Annotated in this window: 11 protein-coding genes and 2 pseudogenes; 4 read left to right on the top strand and 9 right to left on the bottom strand. The window is 66.8% G+C overall.

Annotated elements, in window-relative coordinates:
* The 4 genes and pseudogenes from GRX66_RS04265 to GRX66_RS04250 all read right to left on the bottom strand — a co-directional run.
* Nucleotides 1-187, bottom strand: a pseudogene (locus GRX66_RS04265) (hypothetical protein); the annotation flags it as partial.
* Between the two features lie 40 nt (nucleotides 188-227).
* Complete coding sequence (locus GRX66_RS04260; RefSeq protein WP_394351507.1) at nucleotides 228-860, bottom strand: hypothetical protein; 633 nt, start codon at nucleotides 858-860, stop codon at nucleotides 228-230.
* The gene (locus tag GRX66_RS04255; protein ID WP_233745288.1) at nucleotides 857-1,537 is read right to left on the bottom strand and encodes a hypothetical protein; all 681 of its coding nucleotides are present in this window, start codon (nucleotides 1,535-1,537) and stop codon (nucleotides 857-859) included. Before GRX66_RS04255 ends, GRX66_RS04260 begins: the two co-directional genes overlap by 4 nt.
* 104 nt (nucleotides 1,538-1,641) lie before the next feature.
* The gene (locus GRX66_RS04250) at nucleotides 1,642-2,247 is read right to left on the bottom strand and encodes a conditioned medium-induced protein 4 (RefSeq protein ID WP_159525419.1); all 606 of its coding nucleotides are present in this window, start codon (nucleotides 2,245-2,247) and stop codon (nucleotides 1,642-1,644) included.
* Nucleotides 2,248-2,582: 335 nt separating this feature from the next.
* Between GRX66_RS04250 and GRX66_RS04245 the strand changes: the two genes are divergently transcribed.
* Entirely contained in the window at nucleotides 2,583-4,724 is a 2,142-nt protein-coding gene (locus GRX66_RS04245) for a (Fe-S)-binding protein (protein WP_159525418.1), read from the top strand.
* A 137-nt stretch (nucleotides 4,725-4,861) separates the two neighbouring features.
* Here GRX66_RS04245 and GRX66_RS04240 read toward each other — a convergent pair whose 3' ends face one another.
* From GRX66_RS04240 to GRX66_RS04220, 5 genes are all read right to left on the bottom strand, one after another.
* Nucleotides 4,862-5,263: a spore germination protein GerW family protein gene (locus GRX66_RS04240; protein ID WP_159525417.1), complete on the bottom strand. Its 402-nt coding sequence runs from the start codon at nucleotides 5,261-5,263 to the stop codon at nucleotides 4,862-4,864.
* Nucleotides 5,264-5,315: 52 nt separating this feature from the next.
* A complete protein-coding gene (locus tag GRX66_RS04235; RefSeq protein WP_159525416.1) occupies nucleotides 5,316-5,846 on the bottom strand; it encodes a GNAT family N-acetyltransferase in 531 nt (176 codons plus the stop codon).
* A 61-nt stretch (nucleotides 5,847-5,907) separates the two neighbouring features.
* Complete coding sequence (locus GRX66_RS04230) at nucleotides 5,908-6,447, bottom strand: GNAT family N-acetyltransferase (protein WP_159525415.1); 540 nt, start codon at nucleotides 6,445-6,447, stop codon at nucleotides 5,908-5,910.
* Entirely contained in the window at nucleotides 6,448-6,981 is a 534-nt protein-coding gene (locus tag GRX66_RS04225; protein ID WP_159525414.1) for a GNAT family N-acetyltransferase, read from the bottom strand.
* Between the two features lie 75 nt (nucleotides 6,982-7,056).
* Complete coding sequence (locus GRX66_RS04220; protein ID WP_325063950.1) at nucleotides 7,057-8,301, bottom strand: MFS transporter; 1,245 nt, start codon at nucleotides 8,299-8,301, stop codon at nucleotides 7,057-7,059.
* A gap of 377 nt (nucleotides 8,302-8,678) precedes the next feature.
* Here GRX66_RS04220 and hemB point away from each other — a divergent pair, with 377 nt between their 5' ends.
* From hemB to GRX66_RS04205, 3 genes and pseudogenes are all read left to right on the top strand, one after another.
* On the top strand, nucleotides 8,679-9,659 hold the full coding sequence (gene hemB / locus GRX66_RS04215) for a porphobilinogen synthase (RefSeq protein ID WP_159525412.1): 981 nt from the start codon (nucleotides 8,679-8,681) through the stop codon (nucleotides 9,657-9,659).
* Between the two features lie 711 nt (nucleotides 9,660-10,370).
* Nucleotides 10,371-11,387: pseudogene (locus GRX66_RS04210) on the top strand (glutamate-1-semialdehyde 2,1-aminomutase); the annotation flags it as partial.
* A gap of 789 nt (nucleotides 11,388-12,176) precedes the next feature.
* Entirely contained in the window at nucleotides 12,177-14,612 is a 2,436-nt protein-coding gene (locus GRX66_RS04205; protein ID WP_159525420.1) for a DUF7827 domain-containing protein, read from the top strand.
* The last annotated feature ends 103 nt before the right edge of the window (nucleotides 14,613-14,715 follow it).

The following is a 14,715-nucleotide window of genomic DNA, read 5'->3' as shown; positions in this document are numbered from 1 at the left end:
CGGCGAGTTCGCGGGCGTGGCGGTGTTCCGCCGGCGGGTCGCGGTCGTCGCGACGCGCGTAGTAGAGCTGGCGCGGACAGTAGACGGCGACCGCCAGGTCACTGAACGCGATGGTGGCGCGAGTGCGGTCGCCGGCGGAGTGACGCTCCGAGTCAGTGCCGGAATCGTCGTGGTCGGCGTCGGGCACGCCACGGGGTGGTCGCGTTCCCGTACTTGAAGGTTCGCGCTTACTGGGCGCGGGCGTGCCACCAGCGCTCGATGGTTTCGGCGACGCCGACGAGGTGGGCTTGCCCGAACACCGCGACGATGAGCGCCCCCAGCGAGTTGTACATCAGGTCCTTGACGGTGTCCTCGAGGCCGTGCTGGGCGAGTGGCATCTGGAGGCCGCTGGCCGTGGAGATGACGTCGAGACCGAACTCGAACAGCTCCCAGACGACGCCGAAGGACAGCACCACGACGAAGATGTAGACGAACGACACCTGGCTCGGAATCGAAATCCGGTCGTGGTGGATGTCGATGGCGCGCGCGGCCGTGTAGCCGCCGCCCGCGACCAGCGACGCGGACAGCGAGTGCGTGACGTGATCCCACCAGGAGATGTGCGCGTACAGCCCCGACGACCCCAGCGTGTGGAGGAAGACGGCGGCCGTGACCCAGAGCGCGAGCCACGGGTCCAGCGGCAGGTCGTACTTGCGCTCGATGGTCGCGGGCAGGAACGTGATGGCGAGCGTGATGGACCCGTTCACGACAGCCGTGGAGTTGCCGCCGACGAATCCCCAGACGACCAGGGCCGCGAGCACGAACTGCATCGAGCGCGTGAGCCGCCGCTGGTTGGGCTCCGATGGCCGTGGGAGCAACGTCACCGGTAGATCACCCGGCCGAGTGCGGCGCGCAGCCAGCGGTCACGTCGCCGGAAGTACGCGTCGAAGAGGATGCCCGCGACGAATCCGGCGAGGGTCACCCAGACGAACTCCACCATCAGCGCGTCGTTCGTGGAGAGGTAGTTGGTTCCGAAGTACTGGTCGAGGTTCCACCTGACGACGGCCCACGCCGCGCCCGAGGCCAGCGTCGTCATCACGACGAGCGCGACGGCGAACCAGTGGGTGACGCTCATTGACGTGAACAGGTGGAGTTCGACGACGACGACGAGCGCGACGGCCGCGAGCGCGAAGTAAACCGAGAACGTCCCGAGCGTCCCGCCGAACAGGCCCCCCACGATGATTGGCGCCAACGCGAGCACGAGCAACTCCCACGGTAGCATCACGCGCCAGGAACGATATGCGGCGGTGGGGATGAGGACGATGACGCCGACGGCGCCGACGAACACCATCCACTGCCGGTCGAAATCCATGACGCTGTCGACGAACACGAGCGCCAGCACGCCCACCAGAATCCACGCGATGATGGCGTTCGTCAAGCTGTCCCGGAACAGCCGTTCGAAGACGTCCTCCGCCGATTCGACGTCCAGCAGTTCCTCCACTGAGTCGACGTTCGCCGGGTCCACGCCGGGGGCGTCGTCGGCGAAGTCGTCGTCCGTCATCTGTCCATTCTGTATCGCCAAGCGACAATAAAACCGCTGGCACGTGACGGGGACCGACGGACCGGGCGCGAAGTGGGGGAGCGAACGGGAGTGTGGTGGGTCATTCAGAGGTTGATGTCCGTTTCCTGGCCTTCCGTCGCTCCGTCGAGGCCGTCCTCGTGGACGGAGCGGGTGAGGCGTTCGGAGAGTTCGCGGTCCTGGAGGACGTTCTCGAACTCCGCGCGGTAGCGGTCGTTCACGCGCCGGATCTCCTCGCGCGTCTCGACGACGCTGCGGTAGTAGTCGACGGTGTCCTCGTCGGCGTCCACGTCGGCGAGGAACTCCGAGACGGACGCGTCGTCGCCCAGCGTCGCGTCGCGGAGGGCTTCGTAGTCGAACGGCGGGTCGGTGTCGTCCTCGCGGAGGAGGTGGAGGTCGGTGCGGGTGTGGGCGACAGTCTCCGGGTCGACGTCGGCGTCCAGCGCCTCGGCGATGCCGGCGTCGTCCTCGCCGGCGTAGAACGCCTCGACGACGGTGGCCAGGTCCTCGACCGCGAGTGGGGTGTCGACGCCGAGGTTGTCGACCATCTCCGAGACTGCGTCCCGGAGTCGCGCCTCGACGTCTTCCTCGGAGGCGAGCGAGCCGTGAGTGTCTTCCTGGGATTCGGTGACCGTATCGTCGTCGGCCACGTCCATGAAGATGTCCCGGAGTTCCTCGGTCTTCTCGTCCATGTAATGGTGAAACCCTAGTGCTACGAGCGGCTATATGTCTATTGCCTTACCCCGCAGTCGTAACCCAGTTGTTCGCCCGCGGCGAGGCCCCGGGCCGGGACTGAGCGTCGAACCGACTCGGTCGACCGTTGCCGACGAGGGAGTCGCCGTGAACGCCGCCTGTGACGGGATTTTCGGACCGTTCACGAACGAATTCGTTCAACGAGGGGAGCCCAGGCACAGTCGAGGAGGTCCCGGCACGGTCGAAGGGGTGCCCCGGTACAGTCGAAGTAAACCCATCGCGCGTGGTCTCAGGGTTGCCAACCTTTATGCGAATCCTGGACAGGTATTCTGGTATGCCTTCGTTCGCGCTGGCGCAAGCAAGCGCCGAAACCCGGCCGACGTTCTGGCGCATCGGCCACGTCGGCGAGGCCGTGTTCTACTACCTCGCCGCCGTCGCCATCGCCATCCTGTTGTACGGCATCTACCGGCGCTTCGAGACGTACGCCAGTGGCGCCGACGACCCCACTGAACGCCTCGCCGACCTCCCGTCGCGGGTGGTGACGGCGGCGAAGCTGGTCGCGTCGAACGAGAAGCAGTTCGACCGCGACCTCTACGCCGGCCTGATGCACACGTTCATCCTCTGGGGATTCCTGACGCTGGTCATCGCCACCACCATCCTCGGCTTCGACATGGACGTGTGGACGCTCGCGCTCGGCCAGCCGTCCTTCTTCGTCGGCGACTTCTACCTCGCGTACTCGTTCGTCGCCGACGCCATGGGGTTCCTGTTCGTCGTCGGCGTCGGGATGGCGCTGTACCGCCGGTACTGGGTGCGGCACAACCGCCTCTGGGGGAAACACACGAGCGCGGAGGACGACCTCTTCATCTGGACGCTGTTCCTGCTCGGCGTCGGCGGCTACGTCACCGAGGGCGTCCGCATCCTCGGCACGAGCGCCACCCGCGACGTCTCCTTCGAGACGGTGTCGTTCGTCGGGTGGTTCGTCAAGGACGTCCTGCAGGTCGCGGGCGTCAACGCCGAGCTGGCTGCCGCAGCCTACCCCGTGGTCTGGTGGAGTCACGCGCTGCTCGCGCTGGCGTTCGTCGCAGCGATTCCGTACGCGAAGCCGTTCCACATGCTCTCCAGTTACGCGAACCTCGTCGCCCGGGACGAGGACGCGGGCCGCCGACTCCCGCGCGTCCCGGAGGACGCCAGCCCCGACGAGATCGGGCCCTCGGAGATCGAGGACTTCTCGTGGAAACAGCTGCTCGACCACGACGCCTGCACGAAGTGCGGCCGCTGTTCGTCGGTGTGTCCGGCGAAGGCGTCCGGCCGACCGCTGGACCCCCGTGACGTCATCCTCGACCTGAAGGCCTACCGCGAGGGACGGGAGGCCGGCGAGCGTGACGAGGTGGACATCGTCGCGGACGGCGGCACCTCCGTCATCGACGCGGAGACGATGGAGTCCTGCATGTCCTGCATGGCGTGCATGGACGCCTGCCCCGTGGACATCGAGCACGTCACCCAGTTCACGGAGATGAACCGCCGCCTCACTGAGTCCGGCCAGATGAACAAGAACGTCGAGGACGCCGTCATGAGCGTCTTCCAGAAGGGCAACACGTTCGGCGACCCCGACCGCAACCGCCCCGACTGGACCGACGACCTCGACTTCGAGGTGCCGGACGCCCGCGAGCAGTCCGTGGAGTACCTCTGGTACGTCGGCGACTACCCGAGCTACGACGACCGCAATCAGCACGTCGCGCGCTCGCTCGCTCGCGTCTTCGAGGCCGCAGACGTCTCCTACGGCATCCTCTACGAGGACGAGCAGAACGACGGCAACGACATCCGCCGCGTCGGCGAGGAGGGCCTCTACGAGATGCTCGCCGAGGACAACATCGAGGCCTTCGAGCAGTGCGACTACGAGAAGATCGTCTGCACGGACCCCCACTCGTACAACACGTTCAGCAACGAGTACGACCAGTTCGGCTTCGAGGACGGGGACTCGGTCTACCACTACACGCAGGTCGTCGAGAACCTCGTGAACGCCGGCGAACTCGGCCTCTCCGGCACGGAACTGGACGACACCGTCACGTACCACGACCCCTGCCACCTCGGCCGGTACAACGGCGAGTTCGAGGCGCCCCGCGAGGTCATCCGCGCGACGGGCGTCACGCTCGACGAGATGCCGCGCAACCGCGACGACTCCTTTTGCTGTGGCGGCGGCGGTGGCGGCCTCTGGATGGACTTCGACGAGGACCCCAAGCCCAGCGAGGAGCGCATCCGGGAGGCCCTCGAGGACACGGACGCCGGCGCGGGCGTCGACCGGTTCGTCGTCGCGTGCCCGATGTGCATGACGATGTACGAGGACGGCCGGAAGACGGGCGGCTTCGAGGACGACATCGAGGTCACGGACATCACGGAACTCCTCGTGGAAGCCCTCGACGCGAAACAGGGGGCAGCAGCCGCGGGCGCAGGCGAGACGTCCACGGCCGCGGACTGACGACGCTCGGGGAGCGAGAACGCGGACGAACGCTATTTGTTCGGTTTGCTGGCCAGAATGGTGGTCGAGTGACGCCGGCCCTGTTTCGCGTCGAGGGCGTGACGCCGGCCCCGTGGCGGGCGGTGTAGACCGAGTAGCTACCGGCGCCCGAACAGCACGCCGACGAGGAACGACACCGCAGCGACCGCGAGCAGCGTTTTCTTCTCGCCGAACCGCACGAACCGCGTTTCCCCGTCCGTGACTTCGAGCGCCCCCACCGGAGACGCGCGCACCCCGCCGCCGAACCCGACCCCGCTCCCGCCGCGCTCGTCGTCGGACTCGTCGGTCACGGTGTCGTCGTCAGTGTCGTCCGCGGCGTCGGTGCTCGCGGGGCCGTCCTCTTGGCCGCCACCGCCGCCGAACCCCCAGGCGACGCGTGCGACCGGGACGACGGTGCGGTCGCCGCGTTCGATGGGGTCACCGTAGACGGCGTCCACGCCGCCGAGCTCCGTAATGCGGTCGAGCAGGGAATCGAGCACCGTTGTCGTGTCGTCGTTCATACAGGTAGCTACGACGGCCGGTGGCTTATGGATTCGCGTCGGCGCGGAGCTGTCAGTCCAGCCACTCGTGGTCCAGCAGGCCGTACGTGTACATGTCCTCGTACTCGCCGTCGATGATGGATGACTCGCGGCGCGTCCCCTCGCGCTGGAAGCCGAGTTTCTCGAGCGTGCGAGCGGACGCCTCGTTCGACACGAGCACGCGCGCGGTGACCTTGTGGAACCCGCACTCGCCGAACGCGTACTCGAGGAACAGCTCCGAGGCCTCGGTCACGTAGCCGTTCCCGCGGTGGTCGGGGTGGATCCAGTACATGAGCGCGCCGCGCTCGGCCTCCTGGGCGACGTACGCGAACGCCACCTCGCCCACCGGCTGTGGGTCGCCGTCCTCGTCCCCGATACAGATCAGAAACCGGTAGTCGTCCTCGCTGACCGACTCCGCGACGTCGGTTAGCGTGCGGATTCGGGTGTCCGTCAGCGGCACGCGGACGTCCGGGTGGTTGCGGCCGCGCTGGATGAACTCGTGGTCCTCCTCCTCGATCGGGTGGAGGGAAACGGTGTCGCCTCGCGTAAACGCTGGACCGGGCATACCTAGGTGGAAGACGCCGACGGTGTTATTAGTTCGCTGAAACGCGTTTCAGTCAGGAATCTTAATTGTCCAGCCACTCGTCGGCGAGGATGCCGTAGCGGTAGTTGTCGACGCGTTCCCCGTCGACGAAGGTTTCCTTCCGCTGGACGCCCTCGCGCTCGAACCCGAGTTTCTCCAGGACGCGCTGGGACCCGGTGTTCGTCTCGAGGACGACGGCGTACACTTTCGCAAGCCGGCGCTCCTGGAACGCGTACTCGAGTGCGAGCGCCGTGGCTTCCGTGACGTAGCCGTTCCCCTGGTGTTCGGGCAGCACCCAGTACATCAACATTCCGGAGCCGTGCTTCTCGCGAATCCACGGCACGTGGACGGCGCCGACGGGTTCGGCGTCTTCGGTGCGGCAGATCAGGAACCCGAACCCGTCGTCGCTGGAGACGCTGTTCTCGAAGTACTCCCGGATCTGCTCGCCGTTCCGCGGGTCGACGTCGGTGAGCGGGCGGCGGATTTCGGGGTGGTTGCGGCCGCGCTGCAGGAAGTCGAGGTCCTCCTCCTCGACGGTGTGCAGGGAGACGACATCGCCCGTCGCGAACACTGGCCCGGGCATTCAGACCCCCTCCCAGTCGTCGGCCAGCAGGCCGAACCGGTGGACGTCCACGTAGTCGCCGTACACGAACTTCTCCTCGCGGAGCAGGCCCTCCTCGGCGAAGCCGAGTTTCTCAAGGACGCGCCGCGAGCCGTCGTTCGTCGCGAGCACGTCCGCGCGGAGCTTGTTCAGGCGGCGGTCGCCGAACGCGTGCTCGCAGAGCAATCCGAGGCCCTCCGTGCAGTAGCCGTTGCCCTGTTCGTCGGGCACCACCCAGTACGCGAGGGTGGCGGTGCCGGCGATGTCGTCCTCGTCGAACAGCGACACCATGCCGACTGGCTCCTCGTCGACGGCGATGAGGAGGTTCACGCCGTCGTCCGTCGAGATGGCGTCCTCGAAGAAACCGCGGGTCTGTTCGCCGTTCGACGGTCTGTTCACCGTGAGCGGGCGTCGAATCGCAGGGTCGTTCCGGGCGGCCGCGAGGAACTCCAGGTCCGCCTCCTCGATCGGACGGAGGGTGACGGAGTTCCCGGCCGCGAACATCGGACCGGGCATGCGACAACCACGGGACTGCATGGAGTTAGGTGTTCGCTGAAGGGAGTTTCAGTCGCCGAAGTGAGAGGTCGGGCGTCACCACTCGGTGAGCGCTTCGGCGCCGTGCGACCGGACGAGGACGGCGACGAACGTCGCGACGCCGGTGAGCGCGAACGCGCCGCCGACGTAGAACGCCCACTCCATGCCGAATCGGGACATGAGCACGCCGCCGAGGACGGGCGCGATGACGCTCCCGGGTCGCCAGACGAGTTCGCGCACGCCGAACGACGAGGCGATGCCCTCGCCGTCGATGCCGACGTCGGCGAACAGCGCCATGCTCGCCGGCTCGCGGAAGGAGTCCGCGACGCCGAGCAGCCCGTTGACGGCCAACAGCGGGAGGAATGCGGGCGACAGCGCGCCGAGCACTGGGACCGCGGAGGGCAGGCCGAGTGCGTTCCCGACGGCGGGGGTGAACGGCACGGTGAGCGCGACGACGCCGTAGGCCGCGCCGCCACACGCGACGAACAGCGACCGGCCGTAGCGGTCCGAGAGGCGGCCCGTGTAGGGCTGGAACAGCATGTTCGTGAACTTCTCCGCGCTCAGGACGATGGCGACGACGGTGCCGCTGTACGCGAGGCCGCCCTGTGCGACCGCGATTCCCGCGAACACGGACACCCACGAGCGCACGAGGGTGACCGCGACGGCGTACTGCGCGCGGAAGCTCGTGAGCGTGAGGATCTGGCGGTCGAAGGCGAGATCGCTGAACGGGAACCCCCGGATGCGGGTGTCGTCGGCGTCCAGCAGGAGCCAGACGGCGACGAACGCGACGACGAACAGCGCGGCGAGCACGTAGAAGACGGGCTCGAAGCCGTAGCGGTCGAAGAGCACGCCCGCCGCGGCGAACCCGAGCAGCGACGCCGCGAACCGCCACGCGTTGGCTTTCCCGATGTAGTTCGCCCGGGTCCCTTTCGACGCAAGCTCCCCCACGAGCGAGAGACTCAACAGCCCCATGCCGGTCGCGAGGATGCCCTGGCCGCCGCGAACCGCGACGAGCTGCCAGGACGTCTCGACGAGCGTGAACGCGACGGAGACGACGACGCCGAATCCGAGCAGGCCGAGGAAGATGGCTCGCTTGTCGTAGCGGTCGCCCGCCCACGCCAGTGGCACCACGACGAGCGCCTGGGTCGCCGTGAAGCCCGTGTAGAACAGCCCCAGCATGAGGCCGGAGGCGTCCAGCGCGTTGGCGTACTTCGGGAGCAGCAACGCGAGCGCGCTGAACCCGAAGCCGCCCGCGAACCGCGAGACGTACAGCGAGTAGAACTGGAGTTGGTCGCGGTCCACAGTCGGGGGTGGAATCGGACCGCAAAGACGGTTGTGAAAGCGGGCGACGACGGTGGTTTTCTGCCGAGGACGCAACCGACGGAGTCGGCCAATGAGACAGCCACTCCCCCGGCGGATTGAAACGGGGAAGTGCGCTCAACGAATCCCGACGAAGGACGCACGTGAGCGACCACTGGGAGCGAATGCGCGTGGTTCGAGAGAGCACAGCGCTCTCGTCATCTCGAAAGACGCCGTCGGCGTCTTTCGGCGACAGCGAGGCGCGGGAGTTGAGCGCACCGGGGGCTTTCAGAGGCTAGTGACTACGCGGTCGATTGCTGGGACGTACACAGACGCCGGTTCCGCGAACCCTTTTGCCGCGGAGCGTCGAACGCTCGAGTATGGACCTGACGAACCGACCGCGGCGGCTGCGGCGGGACGGCGTTCGCGGCCTCGTCTCGGAGACGAGTCTGTCGCCGTCGGACTTCGTCGCCCCGGTGTTCGTGGACGCGACGACAGACGAGCGCGTGCCCATCGAGTCGATGCCCGGCCACGAGCGCGTTCCGGTGGACGATGCCGTGGCGCGCGTCGAGGAGATTCTGGCGACGGGCGTGGAGGCGGTCATCGTCTTCGGCATCCCGGCGTCCAAGGACGAACGCGGGACGCGCGCGTACGCCGAGAACGGCGTCGTGCAGGAGGCAGTGCGGCAAATCACCGCCGAGACCGACGCCTACGTCATCACGGACGTCTGCCTCTGCGAGTACACGAGCCACGGCCACTGCGGGGTGCTCGAAGCAGACGCCGAGGACCACCCGGACCTGACCGTGCAGAACGACGAGACGCTGGACCTGCTGGCGAAGACCGCGGTGTCGCACGCGGAGGCGGGCGCGGAGATGGTGGCGCCGTCGTCGATGACCGACGGCATGGTCGCCGCCATCCGCGAGGCGCTGGACGACGCCGGCCACCAGGACGTCCCCATCATGTCCTACGCCGCGAAGTACGAGTCCGCGTTCTACGGGCCGTTCCGGGACGCCGCCGACGGCGCGCCCGCGTTCGGCGACCGCCGACACTACCAGATGGACCCAGCGAACCGCCGCGAAGCCGCCCGCGAAGTCGCGCTCGACGTCGACCAGGGCGCCGACGTCCTGATGGTCAAGCCCGCGCTCCCCTACCTCGACGTCGTCGCGGACGTCCGCCGCGAGTTCGACCACCCCGTCGCCGCCTACAACGTCTCCGGCGAGTACGCGATGCTGCACGCCGCCGCCGAGAACGGTTGGCTGGACGTCGAGGAGACGGCCCGGGAGTCCCTTTTGTCCATCAAGCGCGCCGGCGCCGACCTCATCATCACGTACTTCGCGGAAGACGTCGCCGAAACGCTCTGAATACCGCGGCTGCCCTCCAGTCGACCACGCGGCTCGCGGCTCACTCCGAACCCCGCTCGCGCAGTCCGCGGCCACCCGCCGGCGGCCGCGTGCGCTTGTTTCGACCGCCTTCCGGCAATTTTTTCGTGAACGGGCGTCCACTCCTGGTGCCCGAACGCCCGGGTTTCTGGACGATTTACGTCCTTATATCGTAGAAGTTCCCTCGTAGTTCGGACGGACACCCAGTTATGAGTTATAGAATTGTTTCTTTGTCAAGCAAACTTTTACATACCGAGACGTGCTGTCACTGAAATGCAGATGCGTGGAACGAACACCGCGGTTCCGATCGAGAACGTGGACGACCGTACACCAGCAAATGGCGGTGGCCAGTCGTCCACGGACGCGTCCGCCCGTTCGGCGCCGACCCGTCCATGCCACCAAACTCCAGTCCACTGTACCCCGCACGGGTGGACGGCCTCGGACCCGGTAGTGAACCCGCGCGTTACAGACGGAGGTGATCACACGGAGGTGTGAATCCACGACGAGGCCGACAACGGACTGTGCTCACTGTGTGCGTGCCGGCCACCCGACCCAGGCTGCTCACTGCCGCTCCGGGTGGCAGGCAGCCCCGTCCGACACCCGGACGGGGTTTTCTTCCGGCTGACCGCGACGCTGCGTAGCGTCGCGCGGAAACCCATCAGGTATTTTCCCCGACCCGCCGAATCGTCGAGTATGAACCGCGAGACATCCCGGGATCTCTACGACCGCGCGCTCGACGTGCTCGTCGGCGGCGTGAACTCCGCCGTCCGTGCCGCCCCGCAGCCCTACCCGACGTTCGTCCGGACGGGCGACGGCGGTCACGTCGTCGACGCCGACGGCAACCGGTACGTCGACTGGGTGATGGGGCTCGGCCCGCTGTTGCTCGGCCACGACCTCCCAGACGCCGTCGAAGCGGGCGTACAGCGCCGCACCAGCGAAGGACCGATGTACGGCCTCCCCACGGAATTGGAGATCGAACACGCGGAGTTCCTCGCGCGCCACGTCCCCAGCGTCGAGATGGTACGGTACGTCAACTCCGGGACGGAAGCCACCACGTCGGCGGTCCGCCTCGCCCGCGGACACACTGGCCGCGACAAGATCGTCGTGATGCAGTCGGGCTACCACGGCGCCCAGGAGTCCACGCTCGTCGAGGGCGACAGCGAGGACCACGGTCCGTCCAGCGCCGGCATCCCGGCGGCGTTCGCCGAGCACACGATTCCCGTCCCGTTCAACGACACCGACGCCGTCACCGAGGTGTTCGAGGCGCACGGCGACGACATCGCGTGCGTGCTCGTCGAACCCATCCTCGCGAACAAGGGCATCGTCGCGCCCGTCGACGGCTACCACGAGACGCTGCGCGACCTGACCCGCGACCACGGCGCGTTGCTCGTCTGGGACGAAGTCATCACCGGGTTCCGCGTCGGCGGCCTCGGCTGTGCGCAGTCGAAGTACGGCATCACGCCCGACCTCACGACGTTCGGGAAGGTCATCGGCGGCGGGTACCCGGTCGGCGCAATCGGCGGCCGCACGGACCTCATGGAGGAGTTCACGCCGGTCGGCGACGTCTTCCAGGCGGGCACCTTCTCCGGGCACCCCGTGACGATGGCTGCGGGCCTCGAAACCCTCGAGTACGCCGCCGAGAACGACGTCTACGAGCACGTGAACGACCTCGGGCGACAGCTCAGGGGGGGCCTGCAGGCCGTCGTCGCCGCGGTCGCCGATGACCTCTACCGCGCGGCGGTAGCGGGCAACAGGCGACTCCCGTGGTTACTCGTGGACGAGGCGCACGCGTGCGCGACCGGAGTTGCCGCGGACGCCATCGAAACCCTCTACACTCGGGGGCGAGCGCCGGGCGCGAGCGTCGTCCTCGCGACCCAGCGACCCAGCGCACTCCCCGAGGTTGCCGTCTCCCAGTCCGACCTCCTCGTCGCGCACCGACTTACCGCCGGCAAAGACGTCGATGCGCTCGCAGCGACCCGACCGACGTATCTCGCGGAATCGCTGGCAGAGCGGTTGCCCGCCCGGACTGGTGACGCGCTCGTCGTGGACGACGCAACCGAGACAGTGTGCTCTGTTCGTGTGCGCGAGCGGCGGACCGAACATCACGGAGGGGAGCGCGTCGTCGACCATGGGGAGACGACGGCCTGAGCGAACGGCGACCGGTGCTGGAGGGACCGTCAATTACCGGACGCATCCCGGTGTAGACCCAGAGAGAGACAGGCCAAGATCCGTGTGAGCACTACACATATTTCTTTTAAACCTTTGGGTCATCGGAGGTCGGGAACCGACGCCCGAAGTGAACGCTGACGGCCGCTATCCCCAGATTGTGTGTGAATGGATCACACGAGTTTCATGCCCCAGCGGCCGAAAATAACACAAAGTATTTACCAGTAACAGGCGATGCATCTTACACCCCTACCCACTGGTGCCAGCGTCCAGTACCGCCCCGCATAGGGCGCGACCGACGTAGGTGCCGACCAAGCAGACCACAACCAAACCATGACAAGCAAGACAAACAAGCTTCGCGCGGTCTTCCTGACTGCGCTGATGATCGGCTCCGTATTTGCAGCCGGCATCGCGTTCACAGGAAGTGCTGCTGCGGACGTCGACGCAGGCAGTCTTAGTACTGCCTCCGGCGACACCACATTCGCGTCATCGGACACGGTGACTATTGAAGGTACAGCAAATAACAGCTCGGACATTTCCCTCCAGCTTGAGGACAGCGCCGGGGCCACGAAGACGCTCGATAACGCGACCCAGTCCGACGGGACTGGCGCCTTCTCGGTCGACGTTGACCTCAGCAGCGGCTTCAACGGCGGTGCCGCTGAAGAAGGGGATCTGACCGTTCGGGCTGACGAAGGCTCGACCTTCAGCTCCGCAGAGGACTCCCTCACCCTGACCATCGACAGCGCTCCTGACGTCGACCGCGTCTTCGACAGCGCGGCTGACCTGCAGGGTTCCCTGGTGTACTCCGGCCAGTCCTTCGCAGTTGAAACGAACCTGGCCTCGGGTACGGATATCCAGCTGCGCCGCGGCGACGCGGACAGTTCGACGCCGGTGTCCACGAAGACCGTCGACGCCAACAACTTCGTGCAGTTCAGCACGACGGACCGCCAGACCGCGGACTACTTCCTCCGCGGCGGCTCGGGCGCAAACGCGCTCAACGCCAGTAACAGCGGCTTCGAGATGGTCGAACAGGACCTCGCGGCCTCGCTCAGCGAGACCGCTGTTCAGAACGGCGGCACGACGACTACCTCGGACCTGACCGTCGAATCCGACCTCCGTAACGGGTACACGGCAACGGTCACTGTCGACGGCTTCGAAGAGTCCGACTACACCGACGTCTTCCCGTCCACGACCACGAACGCTGACGGTGACACGGTCGGCGAAGTCACCGAGGGCGACACCACGCTCGACTTCACCGGCATCGACGCCGGCAACTACACCCTCGACGTCGCCGTGACGGACACCGACGCGTCCGCGAGCGTCGACATCGAAGTCTCCGAATCCGCTGCCACGAGCACCTCGTTCGTCAGCACCACGGAGACCACCCGCGGCGACATCTCCACGATGAACGTCTCGCTGACCGAGACGAGCGAAGCGACGGTCGTCATCGGTCAGGAGAGCTCCGGCTACGTGGCCAACGTCACCGTCAACGACGGTAACGGCGACGGCTACGTCGCGTTCAACATCAACACCTACGCGATGGGCAACAACACCGGCGACGTTCAGAACGCATTCTACGTCCCCGGTGACTCCGACGACTCCGTCACCGACATCGAACTCGCGACGGACGACCTCTCGTCACCGATCGCGTCCGGTAGCTACCGCACCACCGTCCGCGCCGGCGGCGACGCAGGCGCTCAGGCGCAGGACGTGAGCCGGCTCGCGATCAACTCTGCTGACGGCATCACCGGCCAGAACGTCTGGACGGCCCCCGGCAGCACGGACGTCGCTGACGTCCTCGGCGCAGTCTCCGAGGACAGCAGCATCGCAGAGGGCGACTACGTCGTCCACGAAGTCGAAGCGAACGGTGTCTTCGGTGTCCTCCAGAGCAACGACGCTGCAGACGACACGCAGGCACTTCTGGACGCGGTCAACAACTCCGAGCTCTCGCTGAGCGTCACCCAGACCGACGCGAGCACTCGGCAGAACCGCGAATCGAAGACCCTCGACTACGCGCAGGCGCTCCAGGATGGTGACGCCTCCGTCGTCACGGACGCAGAGAACGGTACGTTCTACATCGTCACCGACCTCGAAGAAGTCGACGCGAGCCCGCGCGACCTCGAGTTCGGTAACGACGTCTACGACGCCGAAGTCACGCTGAACGCGACCACGACCCAGCTCACCAGCGACGACACCTCCGCAACCGCGCAGTTCTCCGCTGCGTCGGCTTCCTCGGAGCTCTCGCAGGACGAGTACACGGTCGAGGCCGCTGAAGGTCAGTCGATCGCCGGCGAAACCACGCTCGCCACGGGCACTGAGTTCAACGTGCTCGTCGAGTCCATGGAATCGCCCGGCGAAGGCTACATCTACCCGTCCAACCCGGCCACCGCCGAGGACGGGTCGCTGACCGCCACGGTCGACTTCAGTGACGCAGCCGTCGGCTCCACGTTCCAGGTCGTCCTCGAGGACGTCAATGGCAACGAGCTCGACACCGCCACTGGCGAAGTCGTCGAATCCACGGAAACCACCGAGGAAACCACCGAAGAGACCACCGAGGAAACTACGGAGGAGACCACGGAGGAGACCACGGAGCAGACGACTGAGCAGACCACCGAAGAGCAGACCACCGAAGAGCAGACCACCGAAGAACCCGCGGACACCACCACCGAAGAGGACGGCGAGTCCGGTGGCGGCATCCCCGGCTTCGGCATGGGCATCGCGCTCATCGCCATCATCGGTGCAGCGCTCCTCGCACTCCGCAACAACTAACGCAACCACGACTGACCGCCGCTAGCGGTCATCCACATTCACCGCATTTTCTTTCGCGCGCTACACCGGACAGCGACAGCGCAGTTATTCTGAGCGAGGGCAA

The organism is Halobacterium bonnevillei (genome assembly GCF_009831555.1).
Lineage (GTDB): Archaea > Halobacteriota > Halobacteria > Halobacteriales > Halobacteriaceae > Halobacterium > Halobacterium bonnevillei.
Note: the sequence above shows the minus strand (reverse complement) of the source record. Positions and strands in the feature narration are given on the sequence as shown.